The sequence below is a fragment of the Frigoribacterium sp. CFBP 8754 genome, assembly GCF_014841815.1.
GTDB lineage: Bacteria > Actinomycetota > Actinomycetes > Actinomycetales > Microbacteriaceae > Frigoribacterium > Frigoribacterium endophyticum.
On sequence record NZ_JACYUO010000007.1, the window covers coordinates 1 to 17,426 of the forward strand.

Consider the following 17,426-nt stretch of genomic DNA (forward strand, 5'->3'; position numbering starts at 1 on the left):
ATCGAGCAGGCGGCGAGCGAGAAGACGAGTGCGCCGGAGGCGACGAGGCCGAGGCCGACCTTGGTGATGCGCTTGCGGGTGAAGGCGTTCATGATCAGGTCCTTTTCTGTGGTTCCCGGTGGGGTGCAAGGGATTCGCCACCGGGACCGACATGGATTGGTCCCGCTCGTCGCTCTCAGGAGACGGTCAGGTGCGGCAGTCCGCACCCCACCCGGCACCGCCTCAGAGGCCGGGCCCGCCGTAGACCCGGAGCGCCCCGGGCGCGACCTCGACCGTGACGGGCAGCGCGCCGATCCGCTCGCCGTCGGCGTAGGCGACGACGTCGTCCGACTCGATCACCACCCGTCGGGCCCGGTGGACGTGCACCCGCGGGTCGTCGAGGTGCGTCCCGGCGGCGACCCGCGCGAACAGCCGCACGAACTGAAGCCGGGTGAGCCGCTCGACGACGAGCACGTCGAGCAGCCCGTCGTCGAGCCGCGCGTGCGGCAGCACCCGCATGCCGCCGCCGAACGACTGGCCGTTGCCGACGCTGACCAGGGTGCCCCGCACCTCCGACGCGACGCCGTCGATCTCCAGCCGGTACGAGAGGTGGCGCAGCGCGAGCAGCTCGAGCGCGAGCGCCAGGTCGTAGCGTCGACGGCCCCTCGGCCAGCGCAGGCGGTTCGCGCGCTCGTTGACGACGGCGTCGAAGCCGGCCGAGAGCATGCAGCCGAACCAGGTCGACTCGTCGCCGCGCGTCACCCGGCCGGCGTCGATCACGGTCGCGGGTCGCTCGAGGCGGTGGACGAGGAGGCGCGTGGCGGCCGCCACGTCGTCGTGGGGCAGCCCGAGGGCCCGGGCCATGTCGTTGCCGGTGCCGGTCGGCACGACCCCCAGCCCGACCGGCGTCCCGGCCACGAGGTCGACGCCCAGGGCGACCATGCCGTCCCCGCCGACGACGACCAGGGCGTCGGCGCCCCGGTCGAGCTCGCGGCGGACGGCGTCGACGAGGGCCGCGTGCGACTCCTCCTGCAGGGGCGCCACCGTGTGGCCCGCGTCGCGGAGGGCGGCGACGACGCCGTCGCCGACCCCGCGGCGGCGGCCGGTCGAGGCGGAGGGGTTGACGGCGACCACGAGGCGGAGCGGGGGCATGCCCCTGATCATGGCACCGCGCCTCCCGCGGGCCAGCGCGCCGTGCGCGGCCCCCGGCCCACCTGGCATGATCGAGGGATGACGACCACGACGACGCCCGCCGCCTACGAGCCTACGATCCGCGAGTCGCCGAACCGCGCGCTGGCCCTGACGATCGGCACCGTCGTGCTGCTGCTCGGTGCCGTCGGGTTCTTCGCGGAGGACATGGGCTCGTTCGTCAGCACCGAGGGCGCGCCCCTCGGGCCGTGGAACGTGAACCCGGCCCTCATCGTCATCTGGGTGCTGACCGGTGCCGCGCTCATCATCGCCGGCGCCTCGGGCCGTGCCGCCGCCCGTTCGATCAACCTCGCGGTGGGCCTGCTCTTCGTCGTCTTCGGCGTCGCCGGGTTCCTGGTGCGCGACACCGAGGCGAACTACCTCGCGCTCAACCTCGGCGACGACGTCACGCACCTCGTCGCCGGCGCGCTGCTCGTGCTGACCGCGGTCGGCGCCGAGCGTCGTCGCCGCCGCTGAGCCGCAGCTCCCGGCGGGGCCGCCGCTAGGGCGCACGTTCACGGCGGACTCCAGGGCGCGGCCCTGGCCGACCCGCGCCTCCCCGGCTATGGTTAGGCTCACCTAACCGGCCTCGTGCCGGGTCGCCGACCGGATCGGAGGTGGGAGCGATGTCCGTCGTCATCCCCTTCTCGCAGGCCCTCCGTGAGCGCACCTCGGCCAGCGCCTCCGGCGTCGACGCGGGCTGCTCGTTCATGACCGACCTGATGACCGGCCGCGGCACCCGCGACGACTACGTGCAGATGCTCGCGCAGCACCACTTCGTCTACGAGGCCCTGGAGCGCGTCGCCGAGCGGTGGGCGGGCGACTCCGTCGCCCGGCCGTTCCTGTCGCCGGCGCTGACGCGGCTGCCCGCGATCCGCGCCGACCTCGAGTTCCTCCTGGGCGAGGGGTGGAGGCGCCGCATCGAGCCCCTGCCCGTGACGGCCCGGTACGTGGCCCGCATCGAGAGCGCCTCCGCGTGGGTGGGCGGGTTCATCGCGCACCACTACACGCGCTACCTCGGCGACCTGTCGGGCTGCCAGATCATCCGCACGCTGATGCAGCGCCAGTTCGGCTTCGAGACGAACGGCGTCGGGTTCTTCCTCTTCGCCGAGATCGCCCGCCCGAAGGAGTTCAAGGGCACCTACCGTCAGCAGCTCGACGCGGTCGACTGGACCGCCGACGAGCGCGAGCGCGTGATCGACGAGGTCGTGGTCGCCTACCGCTTCAGCACCGAGCTCTTCGTCGAGCTCGCCGCCGCGAAGGCCGCCGCCGCCGCGTAGCGCGCCGGCGCGGGCGCCCCTCCTCGCTCACGAACCCCGTTCTCGCACGCGAACCCCGCCGCGGCGGGGTTCCCGTGCGAGAAGGGGGTGTCTCCGTGAGTACGGTGCCGCGCCGGTGCGCGCGGACCCGGGCGCTACGCGGTCGCGGCGTCCTCGGCGGCGCGGATCGCGGGCACGCGCGTCGACTGGCTCATGAAGCGCCGCACGTCGAGGTCGACGATGATGTCCGCCGGCCGCAGCGGCCGCGTCAGGTAGAGGCCCTCGAGGGTCGTGATGCGGCTCAGCGCGACGTAGGTCTGCCCCGCGCTGAACACCCGTGACCCGAGGTCGACGACCGCGCTGTCGTACGTCTTGCCCTGCGACTTGTGGATCGTCACGGCCCACGCCAGCCGCAGCGGGAACTGCGTGAACTCCGCCACGACGTCCTTCTTCAGCTGCTTCGTCGTCGCCGACCACGAGTACGCGAACTTCTCCCACACCGCCGGCTGCACCTCGTGCTCCTCGCCGTCGACCTCGACGAAGACGGTTTCTCGCACCTTCGTCACCGTGCCGGTCGTGCCGTTCACCCAGCGCTGGTCGGGGTCGTTGCGCAGGAACATCACCCGCGCCCCCGGCTTCAGCTCGAGCGCGTCGTCGGCGGGGTAGGCCCGGCCGCCGAACTCGCCGCTCACCTCGGCGCGCGCCGTCAGCACGCGCCCGGGCAGCCGCTCGAGCTCGACCTTGTTGATGCGGGTCACGGTGTCGTTGCGCGTCGCGAGCGTGATCGCCGAGCCGTCGGTCGGAGCGGGCCGCGCCCCGGCCGCGTTCAGCGCCCCGGCGATCTCGGCCGTCACGCGCCCGTGCCGCACCGCGTTCAGCATCTCCTTGAAGTCGCCCGCCGTCTGCCGGTGGATGAACGCCAGCTCGTAGATGCGCAGCGAGGCCTCCTGCCAGACGTGCGCGTCGAAGAACCACATCGACCGGTAGTTGTCGCGGAAGTACGACTTCTCCTCCAGGTCGCCCGGCACCGGGGGCAGCTGGTACGGGTCGCCGAACAGCACGACCTGCACGCCGCCGAAGGGCTCGGCGCGGCGCTGGCGCGCCTGGCGCAGCGAGCGGTCGATCGCGTCCATCAGGTCGGCGTTGACCATCGAGACCTCGTCGATGACGAGCGTGTCGATCGTGTTGAGCAGCTTTCGCAGCTCGCTCTTCTGCTCGATGTCGTGGTCGGCGATCAGGCCGATCGAGAGGCGGAAGAGCGAGTGGATCGTCTGCCCGCCGACGTTCAGCGCCGCGACCCCGGTGGGCGCGCAGATGACGATCTGCTTCGAGGTGTTCCACGACAGGTGGTTGAGCAGCGTCGACTTGCCGGTGCCCGCGCGGCCCGTCACGAAGACGTTCTCGCGCGAGTTCTCGATCGCGTCGAAGACGGCCTGCTGCTCGGCGGAGAGGGCGACTGGCACGGGCGGGACGACCTTCCGGGGCACGAGGCTGATCAGGGGCGAGGGGGAGGCGCGGCGAGGCCGGGGCGACCGGCCCCGGCGACCGCGGCCGGAGCACCCAATCTACCCGCGACTCCTCTCGGGCACGGCTCGCCGTGACCTGCTCCGACCTATGCTGTGGAGATGTCTTCTGCTGTGGGGGAGAGGAGACCCGCCCTGCGCCGCTGGCCGTTCGTCGCGATCTGGGGCGGGGCCGCCCTCCTCGTCGTGATCGGGTTCGTCGTGACCGTGTCGGCGCTCAACGCGACCCTCTACGGCGCCGCCGGCTTCGCGCGCGGCTACCTCGACGCCGTCGACCGCGGCGACACCTCGAGCGCCCTGACCCTCGCGGGCGTCGAGCAGACCGACGAGCTCGAGGACTCCCTGCTCGACGTGCCCTCGCTCGGCGGCCTGGAGGACGTGCACGAGGTCTCGCAGCTCTCGCTCGGCGACGGCACGCGCACGGTCACCCTCGGCTACACGCTCGACGGCGTCGAGGGGCAGTCGCAGTTCGTGCTCACCCGGGCGGGCACGCGCTTCGGCGTCTTCCAGGCCTGGCGCTTCGCACAGCCGCCGACGGCCATCCTCAGCGTGACGCCCGAGCACGACCCCCGCTTCACGGTCGACGGCCGCGTCGTCACGACCGCCGGCGGCGACGTCGCGACGCGCTTCACGGTGCTCGCCCCCTCGCGCTTCGAGCTGTCGCACGAGAGCACCTGGCTCGAGGCGCCGACGGTCGAGGCGAGCGTGCTCGGCGTGGGCTCGACCTCGTCGGCGACCGTGGCGACCGTGGCCCGCGCCTCCTTCGCGGAGGAGCTGCAGGGCCAGCTCGACGACCAGCTCGACGACACCTGCGTCACGCAGTCGGTGCTGCTGCCCGCGGGCTGCCCGTTCGGCCGCCAGGTCGACGACCGCGTCACGAGCGACCCCGTCTGGTCGATGGTCGAGCACCCGCAGCTCGCCGTCGTGCCGTCGGCGACGCCCAGCCAGTGGCTCGTGCAGGAGACCCCCGGCACCGCCCACCTCGTCGTCGAGGCCCAGTCGCTCTTCGACGGCCGCCGCTACACGATCGACGAGGACGTCCCGTTCACCGTCAGCTACCAGATGACGATCGGCACGGACGACCAGATCACCTTCCAGTAGCGCTCCGCGGCCGGGGGGAGTCGCGGGTCGGCCGCCCGGCAGGGCTCCCGCCCCGGTCCCGGCGAACGCCCCGGGTCCGCATCGGCCGCGCTGCCATACTGTGCCGATGATCCCGGGCGACGAGCAGGCTGGCGCGCTGACGGGGGCCTCCGCGGCCCCCCGAGCAGCCGTGACGCTCGTCGACGTCGCCGCCCGCGCCGGCGTCAGCCTCAAGACCGCGTCGCGCGCCGTGAACGGCGAGCCGCACGTCGCGGAGGAGACGAGGAGGCGCGTGGTCGAGGCCGCCGACGCCCTCGGCTTCCGCCTGAACAGCATGGCCAGCATGCTGCGCCGCGGCATCCGCTCCAGCGTGGTCGGCTTCGTCACCGGCGACCTCGCCAACCCGTTCTACGCGGCGATCGCGTCCGGGATCGAGCAGGAGCTGCGGGGCCACGGCATGCAGCTCGTCGTGGCCAGCACCGACGAGGACCCGGTGCGGGAGCGCGAGCTGGTCGACGAGCTCGTCTCGCGCCAGGTGCGGGCGCTCGTCGTGGTCTCGACCCGCGCCTCCCACGCGGAGCTCGCCTCGGTGCAGGAGCGCGGCGTCCGCGTCGTGCTCGTCGACCGCCCGCCGGTCGGGCTCGAGGCCGACACCGTGCTGCTCGACAGCGTCGCCGGAGCCCGCACGGCCGTCGAGCACCTGCTCGCCCACGGGCACCGACGGATCGGCTTCGTCGGCGACTTCTCGCGGCTCTCGACGCACCACGAACGGCTCACCGGCTTCGGCGAGGCGATGACCGCGGCGGGCGTCGACGACTGGCGCCGGTGGGTGCGCGAGGACCGGCACGACGCGGCCTCGGCCCGCTCGGGCGTGAGCGACCTGCTCGCGCTGCCCGAGCCTCCCACCGCCCTCTTCGCGAGCAACAACCGCGTCACGACGGGCACGCTCTCGGCGCTGCGCGGCCTCGCGGTGCCGCCGGCGCTCGTCGGCTTCGACGACTTCGACCTCGCCGACGTGCTCGGCGTGACGGTCGTCGCGCACGACACCGTCGAGATGGGGCGCCAGGCGGCGCGGCTCGCCCTCGCGGCCGGGGAGCCCCCGCGGTGCGTCGTGGTGCCGACCCGGCTCGTGCCGCGCGGCTCGGGCGAGGTCGCGCCCGGCGTCAGCTGGCGCTGACGCGTCGCGCTGCCCGCTGCCCGCCGCCCGCCGCCGCACGCCGCACGCCGCTGCCCGCACTGACGAACCACGTCCTCGCAGCCGAACCGCGCCGCGGCCTGGTTCGGCAGCGAGGACGTGGTTCTTCTCCGGGGGCGCGGCCGGCGCGACTCCGCGGAACGACAGAGACCCCCGTGCGGGCACGGGGGTCTCTGCGCTCAGGGTGAGCGGGGCGGCGGGACTCGCCCGCCGCCCCGGCCGCTAGGCGTCGTCGCCGACGGCCAGCAGGTGGCGGCGCCGACGTCGCGCCGCCTCGATCGCCAGGGCGAGCGCCCCGGCCGCGAGCAGGACGCCGGCGACGAGCCCGCCGTTGACGGGCGACTCCGGCCGGCCGCCCGTGTAGGCGAGCGACCCGTCGTACGAGCCCGGACGCAGCGGGGCCACGCCGGTCGCGGACGGTGCCGTGTCGACCACCGAGAAGGCGACGCGGACGGCTGCCTGCGACGTGCCTCCCAGGGCCTCCACCTCGTGGGCACCGGTGACGGCGCCGGCCGGCACGGTGAACGAGCCGCTGACCAGGCCGTCGGCGCCCGCGGTGAGGGTGCCGAGCGCGATCGGGTCGCTGAACAGCGTCAGCGAGACGGTCTCGCCGGGCGCGAAGCCCGCGCCCTCGACCGGAACCATCGTGCCGCGCGTGGCGGAGTCGGCGAGCACCCGCAGCGACGGCGTCCACGCGCCGGGGCCGCCGGGGTTGCCGGGGTTGCCGGGGTTCCCGGGGTCGCCCGGGTTGCCCGGGTTCCCGGGGTTGCCGGGGTTCCCCGGCTCGCCCGGCTCCTCCGGCTCGACCGGCGCCGCCGCGACCGTGACGGTGGTCGTCGCCGAGGCGCCCGACCGCCCGTCGTCGACCGTGACCGTCACCGTGTACGTGCCCGGCAGCGCCCAGGTGTGCGCTCCCGAGACGGCCCCGCCCGCGACCGTGCCCGCGGTGACGGCCGTGCCGTCGCCCCAGTTCACGGTCGCCGTGACGGCGCCGTCGGCCGCGTCGCCGACGCCGCCCGTCACCGTCGCGAGCTCGCCCGCGACCTCGACGCCCGCCGTGCCCGTGAGGCCCGCGGCCGTCCCGGTCACCACGAGGTCGGCCGGGGGCGCGAGGCGCGTGCCGTCGGTCGCCAGCGCGAACACGTGGATCCGCCCGGCGGCCCGCGGGTCGCCCGTCTGCACCGGCAGGGTCAGCGAGACCGCCGTCTTGCCGGTCGGCAGCGTGACCGGGGCCGTGGCGTAGACGCCCGCCACCGCTCCGTCCGAGCCGTTCGCCCCGTTCGTGCGGCCGTCCGAGGTCGCGACGACGACGTTGCCGAACGCCGGGGTGGTGACCCCGGCCGTCCAGTCGCCGAACTCGATCGGGAAGGGCTGGGTCGAGCCGTCGTCGAAGGTCAGCGTGCCGACCGTCTGCTGGGCCCGCTCGTTCGCCGTGCCGATCACCGACAGCTGGGTGACGTCGTCGCCGAGCTCGAGCGGCAGCACCTGGCCCGCGCCGGTCGCGTTGTCGGGCTCGCCCGCCGGGATCGCCGGCAGGTCGAACGTCAGCGCGGTGCCGGGCACGGCCACCGTGGTGCCCTGCACGAAGCCCTTCTCCGCGAGCGACTGCCGCTTCAGCCCGTTCTGCAGGTAGTCGCAGTTCGCGGCCTGGCCCGGCTCGCCGAGGCAGACGCTGTCGAACGCGCCGACCAGCGAGGGGGCGGTGCGGGTCACCACGACGTCGGCGGTGGTCGACGCCGACTCGGTGCCGTCGGTCGCCGTGACGATCGCCGTGTAGGTGCCCGGCGCGTCGAACACGTGCGCCGGCGCCGTGACGTCCCAGCCGCCGAGGGCGGTGGGCGTGAGGGCCGCGCCCTGCGGGCCCTCGCCGTCGAGCCAGTCGACCGTCGCAGTGAGGCCCTCGGGGGCGTCACCGCCGCCTCCTGCCCCGCCGGAGGCGCGGGTCACGGTCGCCACGGAGCCCGAGAACTCGGCCCCCGCCTCGCTCGTCAGGCCCGGCTTGCCGGTCAGCGTGAACTCCCCGGCGGGTGCCGTGGTGTCGGCCATCAGCTCGAGCTCGGAGAGCGTCATCGCGCGCCCGTCGGTCGTGCCGGTGGCCGTCAGCCGGTACCAGGTGAACGGCCGCGGGTCGGTGACCGTGAACGGCCTGGTCTGCAGCGCCGACGGGAAGGTCTGCGCGGCGCGCTCGTCGAGCGGCAGCCAGGTGGTGCCGTCGGTCGAGCCCTCGAGGGCCCAGCCGGTGGGCGCCGCCGAGCCGGCGGGGCCGTTCGTCAGCGTGTAGCGCGAGACCGTGACCGGCCCCGACGCCGAGCGCCAGGTGACCGCCGCGTCGGGTGCGTCGAAGGCGACCGCGGTGCGGGCCGAGTCGTCGGCGAGGCGGTCGACGACCGTCCCGTCGCTCGAGCTCAGCACGCCCTGGCCGGCCGTCGTCGCGTCGACGAGGGGCACCGGCACCTCGACGGGCTCGGGGGCGTGCGCCGCCCACGTGCTCGGCCGGGTGCCCATCGTCAGGTCGAGCACGCCGCCGGCCGCGACGTCGTCCTGGCTGAGCGAGACGGTGTCGATCGCCGCGCCGTTCAGCCGGGCCGACTGCACGTACACGGCCTCGTTCGAGTTGCCCTCGGCGCGCACCGTGAACTCGCGGCCCGACCCGAGGTGGATGGTCGCCTCGTCGAACAGCGGCGAGCCGATCGTGTACGAGTCGGTGCCCATGGCGAGCGGGTAGAAGCCGAGCGCCGAGAACAGGTACCACGACGACATCTCGCCGTTGTCCTCGTCGCCGGGGTAGCCCTGGCCGATGTCGCTGCCGACGAAGAGCCGCTGCGTGATCTCGCGGACGACGCGCTGCGTGGTCGCGGGGTCGCCGTTCGCCGCCGAGACGTAGGGGATGTGGTGCGAGACCTGGTTGCTCATGCCGAGCTGCCCGATCCGGACGTCGCGCGCCTCCAGCATCTCGTGGATCACGCCGCCGTACCCGCCGGGCTTGTCCGCGTCCTCCGGGGTCGCGTAGAACTCGGCCAGCTTGGCGTCGAGCCCGTCCGAGCCGCCGTAGAGCGCGGCCAGGCCGGCCACGTCGAACGGGGCGTGGAAGGCGAAGTTCCAGCCGTTCGTCTCCGTGTACGCGCCGCCCCACGACTCGGGGTCGAAGGTGTCGGGCGACTCGGCGAAGGTGCCGTCGGCGTTCCGGGCCTGGAAGAAGCCGACCGCGGGGTCGAACAGGTCCACGTAGTCGCGCGACCGGTCGAGCAGCCAGGCCGACTCCTCCCTCAGCTGCGCACGCCGCGCCTCCGGGGTGGCCGGGTCGTCGGCGAGCACCGCCGCCATCCGGCCGAGCCCGAAGTCGTTGATGTTGCCCTCGAGGCCCCACGAGACGCTCTCGCCGGTGCTCGCCGGCGTGTAGCCGAGGAAGAGCGACTGGTCGAGGCCCTTCCGGCCGACGCCGCTCTCGGTGGGCTGCACCGACGCGTTCTTGAGCGCGGCGTCGTAGGCCTCGAGCGCGAGGTCGCCGCTGACGGCGCCCTTCAGGTAGGAGTCGGCGAACGCGACGTCCGAGCTGGTGCCGGTCATGAGGTCGGCGTAGCCGGGGCTCGACCAGCGCGCGATCCAGCCGGAGTCGCGGTACTGCTGCACGAAGCCGTCCATGAGCTCGCTCGCGACCTCCGGGTAGAGCATCGAGTAGGCGGGCCAGACGGTGCGGTAGGTGTCCCAGAAGCCGTTGTTGACGTAGATCTTGCCGGCCTTCACCTGCGCGTTCGTCGTCGTGTCGGTCGCCGCGCCCTCCTTCGGCGCGACGGGGCTGGCGTACCGGTAGTCGGGCGCCGAGGCCGTGCCCGTGTTCTCGAACTGCGAGTTCGGGTACATGTTGAGGCGGTAGAGGCTGCCGTAGAGGGTGGCCAGCTGGTCGTCGCGCGCCCCCTCGACGGTGATGACGCCGAGGCGGTCGTTCCAGAGCTGCTCGGCGGCGCCGCGCACCTCGTCGAAGCTGCGGCCGGTGACCTCGAGGTCGAGGTTGCGCGTGGCCTGCGCGGCCGAGATGAACGACGTCGCGAGGCGCAGCTCGACGACGCCGGCGGGGCTGTCGCCGCTCGGCGCCGTGGCGTCGAACGAGGCGTAGCGGGCGCCGTCGCGGTCGCCCGCCGCGGTGCCGACCGAGGTGGGCGTGCGGTCGAACGTGCCGGAGACGAACATGCGGCTGGCGCCGGCCGAGAGGCCGGAGCCGTTCTCGACCCAGCCGCTGACGCGGCCGTCGGCCGAGACCGTGAGGCCCGAGCTGCCGGCGACGCGGTCGACGATGACGCTGCCGGCCCGGGTGGTGCTGCCGGGGTCGGTGCCCGCGGTCTCGGGGAAGGCGAAGCGCAGCACGGCGCCGTGGTCGGTCGGCGTGACGGCGGCCTCGAGGCCGCTCGTGGTGGCGACGCTGTAGAGGTCCGGTCGCGCGACCTCGGCCCCGTGGTCGAACTGGAGGGCCCGGGTGGCGAGCGAGGCGTCGGGCGCCCCCGCGCCTCCCGCACCCGCGACGGTGGTCGACGGGAGGATCGCGAGCTGGTTCCGGTCGCCCATCCACGGGCTCGGCTCGTGCGAGACGCCGAGGCCCTGCAGGCGGGGGAGGTTCTGCGCGTCGTTGCCGCGGGCGTAGTCGTACAGCCACGACTGGCTCGACGCGTTCGTCATCGGCGTCCAGAAGTTGAAGCCGTTCGGCACGGTGGCCGCCGGGACGTTGTTGCCCCGCGAGAAGCCGCCGGTCGCGTTGGTGCCGCGACGCGTGTCGACGTGCGCGACGAGGCTGCTGCCGTCGACGCGGGCGGGCGCCGGGTCGAGGTCGAGGTCGTCGACCCAGCCCTGGAAGCGCGTGTCGGCCGTGCCGCCGTCGTTGTCGTAGGTGAACAGCACGCGCTCGACGGTCTGGCCGGCCAGGTCGCCCAGGGGCACCTGCACCGAGTTCCACTGGTCGGCGTAGAGGATCTTCGCGGCGCCCTGGTCGGCGGCGGAGGTGCCGCCGCCCTGGCCGTCGACGACGCCGTCGGCCGCGCTGACGAGCGAGCCGTCGCTGAGCTGCAGGTCGACGGCGGCGTAGGTGGCCGGGTACTGCAGGTCGCCGCCGAGCTCGGGGAAGACCTTGTACGAGAAGACGGTGTCGTCGCCGATGAGCAGGTCGAGGTCGTCGTAGAGCACGTTCGTCGCACGGGCGGGGCCGTCGGTCGTGTGCTCGCCGGCGTATCGCAGCGAGCGGGTGCCGCTGAAGCCGACGCCCGGCTTCATGTTCGGGCCGCTGACCGGGCCGGTGCCGACGACGGTCACCATCGGGCCGGCCGGAGGCGCGGTGTCGGTCCCGTCGCCCAGGCTCCAGTCCGCGAGCTGGGTCAGCCCCGCACCGGCGTTGGCCGTGATGTCGAGGCGGTACGCGTCGTACGCGCCGGGCGTGGTGACGGCGTACTCGTTCGTGGCGCCGCGGCTCGCGAAGGTGATGCCGCTGAGGGTCGTGATCGGCGTCCAGGTGGATCCGCCGTCGGCCGACCCCTGGAGGGTCACGTCGCGGGGGTCGCGGGTGGGGGCGTCGCCGCCGCTGGTGAGCGAGAACTCGGCCGCGGTCTGCGGCGAGTCGAGCAGGTAGGTGATCGAGGCGGTGCGCTCGAAGGCGAGCCACTTGCTCGCCGCGTTGCCGTCGGTGAGGTTGATCGCGACCTCGCCGGGGGCGTTCTCGGCGGTGGCGGTGACCTCGGTCACGTGGCCGAGCAGGCTGCCGGCGGGGAGGCCGGTCGAGCCGGAGACGTTCTCGCTCGGGGCGACCGAGGCCGACCCGGGGTCGACGTCGGTGAGGGGCGTGCTGGCGAGCGGCTGCGCGTCGGCGGCCTCGAAGCTCGTGCGCCAGTCGCTGCCCGCGACCGCGGCGGCGCGGGCGTCTCCGCCGCGGGCGTCACCGGAGCTGCCGGAGCCGCCCGGTGCGGCGGCCGCGGGGCCGGCGCCGGTGAGGGCGCCCGTGACGGCCAGGGCGATCGCGGTGGTGATCACCCCCGCCCGTCGTGCCTGCTGCTTCGCGGAACTCCGCCTCCAGCTCGCGCCCCTGCGCTGCTGCTCGTCCGTGCGGACACGACCTGACGCCATCGTCACTCTCCTGCTGTCGACCCGTGATCGGGGGTGCGGCGGCCCGGGGGCCTGCCGCCGGCCGCTGGTACGGCCGAGCACGACGACGACGCCTGTCATCGATGACAGCGTTGTCATGCACGTGTTCTTTCTACCCCCGCCCGGGGGTGGTGGTCAAGGCCGGCGGCGCGTGCCGTTGCCGCCCGGCGGCGGCCACCTGCCTCACCGGGGTGCCGCGTTCTGGGCCCACGCCACCGCCGAGGCCCCAGATCGCGTCGTCCCGCCGCGGCAGCGGGCTCGCGCGGCCCGCGTCGCCCCGCGAGGCACCACGTCCTCGCACCGGAACCACGCCGCGGCGTGGTTCGCAGGCGAGTACGTGGTGCCTCCCGCGCTGCGCTCCCGCGCCGCACCTCGCCCGGCGTCGGTCGCACCCGCTACCGTCGCCCCATGGTCAGCGTCGCCGACAAGCCCGCCCTGCACCTCACCGAGCCGCAGTGGGTGCACTACCTCGAGACGGTCGCCCACCCCGACGGCGTCCGGCTCCTGCTGCGCAAGAAGTCCTCCGCCCGGGTCGGCATGACCTGGTCGGAGGCCCTCGACGTCGCGCTCTGCCACGGCTGGATCGACGGCCAGTCCCAGCGCGTCGACGACGACTTCCTGCTGACGGCCTTCCAGCCGCGGCGCCGTGCGAGCCCGTGGTCGCAGGTCAACCGCGACCACGTCGCGCGCCTCGTCGCGGAGGGGCGGATGCTCCCCGCGGGCCAGGCCGAGGTCGACCGTGCGAAGGCCGACGGCCGGTGGGAGGCGGCCTACCGTCAGAAGGACGCGGTCGCCCCGCCCGACCTCCAGGCCGCCCTCGACGCCGACCCCGCGGCCGCCGCGCACTGGGCGACGCTCACGAAGACCGTGCGCTTCCGGACCTACTTCCGCCTCGCGGCCCTCAAGCGCCCCGAGACCCGCGCCGCGCGCGTCGCCGACGTGGTCGCCGCCGCCGCCCGCGGCGAGCAGCACTACCGCTGACGCGCGCGCGTCGCCCCGCGCCTCGCCTCGCGCCCCCGCGCCCGCGCGCCCACGCCCCGCGCAGACGACGAACCCCGTCCTCGCACGGGAACCCCGCCGCGGCGGGGTTCCCGTGCGAGGACGGGGTGTCGGGAGCTCGGCGCAGGCGGCCGGGCCGGCCCCGCGGGGGCCGACCCGCGCCTCCTACCGGCGGCGCCGCTTGCTGTACACGTCGAACGCGACGGCCAGCAGCAGCACGAGCCCCTTGATGACCTGCTGCCAGGCGGCGTCGACCGAGAGGATCGACAGCCCCTGGTTCAGCACGCCCATCACGAGCCCGCCGATGACGGCCCCGACGACGGTGCCGATGCCGCCCTGCACGGCCGCGCCGCCGATGAACACCGCGGCGATCGCGTCGAGCTCGAAGCTCTGGCCGGCCGAGGCGACGGCGCTGCCGGCGCGGGCGGTGCTGACGACGCCGGCGAGGCCGGCGAGCAGTCCCATGTTGACGAAGATGCCGAAGGTGACCCACTTCGTCTTGACGCCCGACATCATCGCGGCGAACAGGTTGCCGCCCATGGCGTAGACGTGGCGGCCGAACACGGTCCGCGTCAGCAGGAACGAGTACAGCAGCACCAGCGTCGCCAGGATGATGAGGATGATCGGCGTCCCGCGGTTGTACGCCAGCAGGTAGCAGAGGTACATGATCGCGGCGACGGCGATGGCGATCTTCAGCACGAACGACACGGCGCGCTCGCGGGGCAGCTCGAGGCGGCGGAGGTTCGCGCGGGCCCGCAGCTGCTGGGCGATCAGGCCCGCCGAGGCGAGCAGCCCGATGCCGAGCGTGAACAGGTCGGGCTGGCCCGTGGTCGGCAGGGTGCCCGAGCCGATCGCGTTGAACGAGCGGGGCAGGCCGCTGATCGTTCCGCCGGTCAGCAGCACGAGGGCGACGCCGCGGAAGACGAGCATGCCGGCGAGGGTGACGATGAACGCCGGGATCCCGACGAACGCGACCCAGAAGCCCTGCCACGCGCCGATCAGCGCGCCGACGAGCAGCGAGAGCGCGACGGCGGCGCCCCAGGGCAGCCCCCAGTCGTTCATGGCGAGCGCGGCGACGGCGCCGACGGTCGCGACGACCGAGCCGACCGAGAGGTCGATGTGCCCGGCGATGATGACGATCACCATGCCGATCGCGAGGATCAGCACGTAGGCGTTCTGCTGGATGAGGTTGCTGACGTTGCCGGGGTAGAGCAGCCGGCCCTCGGTCAGCACCTGGAAGAGCAGCACGATCACCAGCAGCGCGGCGAGGATGCCGTACTGGCGCATGTCGATGCGGAGGCGGCGCTTGGCGCCCGGCACCGGCGCGGGTGCCGGCGGCGGTGCGGAGGGGCGAGGAGGTGCGGTGGTGGTCACGAGGCTTCTGCTCCTAGGGTCCTGGTCGCGGTCATGTGGCGCATCAGCTCTTCCTGGCTGGCGTCGGCGCGCGAGAGCTCGGCCGTGAGGCGGCCCTCCGCGATGGTGTAGATCCGGTCGGAGAGGCCGATCAGCTCCGGCAGCTCGCTCGAGATGACGATGACGGCCTTCCCCTGGGCCGCCATCTCGGCGATGATCCCGTAGATCTCGTACTTGGCCCCGACGTCGATGCCCCGGGTGGGCTCGTCGAGGATGAGCACGTCGGGGCCCGAGTAGATCCACTTGCTCAGGACGACCTTCTGTTGGTTGCCGCCCGACAGGTTGCCGACGATCGCCGAGACCGTGGGGGTCTTGATGTTCATCTGCTTCCGGTAGTCGTCGGCCACGGCGTACTCGCGGTTGCGGTCGATGACGCCGAGCTTCGCGAGCTTGCCGAGGGCGGCGGCCGAGACGTTCACCGTGATGCTGCCGATGAGGTTGAGGCCGTAGCGCTTGCGGTCCTCAGTGACGTAGGCGATGCCGTTCTTGATGGCCTCGCCGACCGTGCGGGTCTGGATCTCGGTGCCGTCCTTGTAGACGCGGCCCGAGATGTCGGTGCCGTACGACCGGCCGAAGAGGCTCATCGCCAGCTCGGTGCGCCCGGCGCCCATCAGGCCGGCGAAGCCGACGACCTCGCCCGCCCGCACGTGGAACGACGCGTGGTCGACGACGAGCCGCTCGGAGTCGACCGGGTGGTGCACGGTCCAGTCCTCGACGCGCAGCTTCTCGGCGCCGATGTCGGGCACCCGCGGCGGGAACTGGCTGTCGAGCGGGCGCCCGACCATCGCTCGGATGATGCGGGTCTCGATCTCGGGGGTGTCGACGACGGGGAACGACTCGATGGTCTTGCCGTCGCGGATGACCGTGACGGTGTCGGCGATCGCCCGGATCTCGCCGAGCTTGTGGCTGATGATGATCGACGTGATGCCCTGCTCGCGCAGCTGGTCGATCAGGCCGAGCAGGTGGGCCGAGTCGTCGTCGTTGAGGGCCGCGGTCGGCTCGTCGAGGATGAGGAGCTTCACCTCCTTCGAGAGCGCCTTCGCGATCTCGACGAGCTGCTGCTTGCCGACTCCGAGCTCGAGCACCTTGGTGACCGGGCTCTCGGCGAGGCCGACCCGCGCGAGCAGCTTCGAGGCCTCGAGGTTGGTGCGGTTCCAGTCGATGACCCCGGCGCGCTGCACCTCGTTGCCGAGGAAGATGTTCTCGGCGATGGAGAGGAACGGGCTGAGCGCGAGCTCCTGGTGGATGATCACCACGCCGTCGCGCTCGGAGTCGTTGATGGACGAGTAGCGGACGGGACTGCCGTCGATCTCGATCGTGCCGTCGAAGCTGCCGTGCGGGTAGACGCCCGAGAGCACCTTCATCAGGGTCGACTTGCCGGCCCCGTTCTCGCCGCAGACCGCGTGCACCTCGCCGCGCTGCACGCTCACCGAGACGCCGTCGAGGGCCCGGACGGCGCCGAACTCCTTGACGATGTCGGTCATCTGCAGGATGACGTCGTTNACCGACGTCGGAGGCGTCGACGAAGCCCGAGTCGACGAGCGTGCCCTGCACGTCGTCCTTGGTGACGACCACCGGGTCGAGCAGGTACGCGGGGACGACCTTCTCGCCGTTGTCGTACGTGTCGGTGTCGTTCGTCTCGACCTCGTCGCCCGCGACGATGGCCGCCACCATCGCCTGCACCTGGGTGCCGAGCTCGCGGGTGTCCTTCCAGACGGTCATCGACTGCTGGTCGGCGAGGATCGCCTTGACGTTGGCGACGTCGGCGTCCTGGCCGGTGATGATGGGCCAGTCCGAGCCCGGCTGGTAGCCGGCGGCGTCGAGGGAGGCCTCGATGCCGAGCGCGAGGCTGTCGTTCGGCGACAGGACCACGTCGACCTTCTCGCCGCCCGTGTAGAACGACTGCAGCCGGTTGTCCATCTCGGCCTGGGCGTCGTCCGAGCCCCAGCCGAGGATGCCGATGGCCTTCCAGCCGTCGTCGTCGGCAGGGGCCTTGCCGCTCGGCACGACGAGCGCGCCGCTCTCGACGTAGGGCTGCAGGACGTCCCACGCGCCGGCGAAGAAGAAGCCGGCGTTGTTGTCGTCGGGGCTGCCGGCGAACGGCTCCATCGTGAAGGGGCCCTTCTCGCCGTCGGCGAGGCCGAGCTGCTCCTCGATGTACTGGCCCTGCAGCTGGCCGACCTTGTAGTTGTCGAAGGTGGCGTAGTAGTCGACGGCCTCGGTGCCGTTGATCAGTCGGTCGTAGGCGATGACGGTGGCGTCCTGCGACTTCGCGTCCTCGAGCGCCGGGCCGAGGGTCTGCCCGTCGATGGCGGCGACGACGAGGATCTTCGCGCCCCCGGCGACCTGGTTCTGGATCTGGCTGATCTGCTGGTCGGTCTTGTTGTCGGCGTACTGCAGGTCGACGGTGCAGCCGTCGCCCTCGAGCTTCTCCTTGAGGCCCTCGCCGTCGTTGATCCAGCGCTCGAGGCTGCGGGTGGGCATGCTGATGCCGACGTTGCACTCGGTGCCGGAGGCGTCGTCGCCCCCGCCGCCGCCGGAGGAGCCGGCGGGTGCGCAGGCCGCGAGGCCGGCCACGAGGCCGACCGTGAGGGCCGCGACGGAGAGCTTCCTTGCTGTGGTCATGGTGCGGATCCTTTCGGTGGGATCTGCCCGGGCGACGCCGCTCCG

General features: G+C 73.4%; 10 protein-coding genes and 1 pseudogene. 5 read left to right on the forward strand and 6 right to left on the reverse strand.

Annotated features, from left to right (window positions below):
* Window positions 1-222: 222 nt before the first annotated feature.
* A complete protein-coding gene (locus IFT72_RS14150) occupies window positions 223-1,131 on the reverse strand; it encodes a diacylglycerol kinase family protein (RefSeq protein ID WP_185230920.1) in 909 nt (302 codons plus the stop codon).
* Between the two features lie 78 nt (window positions 1,132-1,209).
* On the opposite strand from IFT72_RS14150, the gene IFT72_RS14155 reads away from it, so the two are divergent.
* Together IFT72_RS14155 and IFT72_RS14160 are read left to right on the forward strand one after the other, a co-directional pair.
* The gene (locus IFT72_RS14155) at window positions 1,210-1,644 is read left to right on the forward strand and encodes a DUF4383 domain-containing protein (protein WP_082514681.1); all 435 of its coding nucleotides are present in this window, start codon (window positions 1,210-1,212) and stop codon (window positions 1,642-1,644) included.
* 149 nt (window positions 1,645-1,793) lie between these two features.
* On the forward strand, window positions 1,794-2,447 hold the full coding sequence (locus tag IFT72_RS14160; RefSeq protein ID WP_056058575.1) for a heme oxygenase (biliverdin-producing): 654 nt from the start codon (window positions 1,794-1,796) through the stop codon (window positions 2,445-2,447).
* A 134-nt stretch (window positions 2,448-2,581) separates the two neighbouring features.
* Here IFT72_RS14160 and IFT72_RS14165 read toward each other — a convergent pair whose 3' ends face one another.
* On the reverse strand, window positions 2,582-3,889 hold the full coding sequence (locus IFT72_RS14165; RefSeq protein WP_192046826.1) for an AAA family ATPase: 1,308 nt from the start codon (window positions 3,887-3,889) through the stop codon (window positions 2,582-2,584).
* A gap of 162 nt (window positions 3,890-4,051) precedes the next feature.
* Between IFT72_RS14165 and IFT72_RS14170 the strand changes: the two genes are divergently transcribed.
* The gene (locus IFT72_RS14170; RefSeq protein WP_192046827.1) at window positions 4,052-5,050 is read left to right on the forward strand and encodes a hypothetical protein; all 999 of its coding nucleotides are present in this window, start codon (window positions 4,052-4,054) and stop codon (window positions 5,048-5,050) included.
* A 106-nt stretch (window positions 5,051-5,156) separates the two neighbouring features.
* Window positions 5,157-6,206, forward strand: coding sequence for a LacI family DNA-binding transcriptional regulator (locus IFT72_RS14175; RefSeq protein WP_082514682.1), 1,050 nt, complete (start codon window positions 5,157-5,159; stop codon window positions 6,204-6,206).
* A gap of 240 nt (window positions 6,207-6,446) precedes the next feature.
* On the opposite strand, the gene IFT72_RS16205 is transcribed toward IFT72_RS14175, so the two are convergent.
* Window positions 6,447-12,233: a GH92 family glycosyl hydrolase gene (locus IFT72_RS16205; protein ID WP_371741303.1), complete on the reverse strand. Its 5,787-nt coding sequence runs from the start codon at window positions 12,231-12,233 to the stop codon at window positions 6,447-6,449.
* 519 nt (window positions 12,234-12,752) lie between these two features.
* Between IFT72_RS16205 and IFT72_RS14190 the strand changes: the two genes are divergently transcribed.
* Window positions 12,753-13,325 (forward strand): YdeI family protein, encoded by a 573-nt coding sequence (locus IFT72_RS14190; RefSeq protein WP_056058584.1) that lies wholly within the window; start codon window positions 12,753-12,755, stop codon window positions 13,323-13,325.
* 183 nt (window positions 13,326-13,508) lie between these two features.
* Here IFT72_RS14190 and mmsB read toward each other — a convergent pair whose 3' ends face one another.
* The 3 genes and pseudogenes from mmsB to chvE form a co-directional block, all read right to left on the reverse strand.
* Complete coding sequence (gene mmsB, locus IFT72_RS14195; RefSeq protein WP_197981555.1) at window positions 13,509-14,630, reverse strand: multiple monosaccharide ABC transporter permease; 1,122 nt, start codon at window positions 14,628-14,630, stop codon at window positions 13,509-13,511.
* Window positions 14,631-14,713: 83 nt separating this feature from the next.
* Window positions 14,714-16,258: multiple monosaccharide ABC transporter ATP-binding protein (mmsA, locus tag IFT72_RS14200; protein ID WP_244634580.1), on the reverse strand; the 1,545-nt coding region annotated here is incomplete at its 5' end.
* A 1-nt stretch (window position 16,259) separates the two neighbouring features.
* Window positions 16,260-17,381, reverse strand: a pseudogene (gene chvE, locus IFT72_RS14205) (multiple monosaccharide ABC transporter substrate-binding protein); the annotation flags it as partial.
* Window positions 17,382-17,426 lie beyond the last annotated feature (45 nt).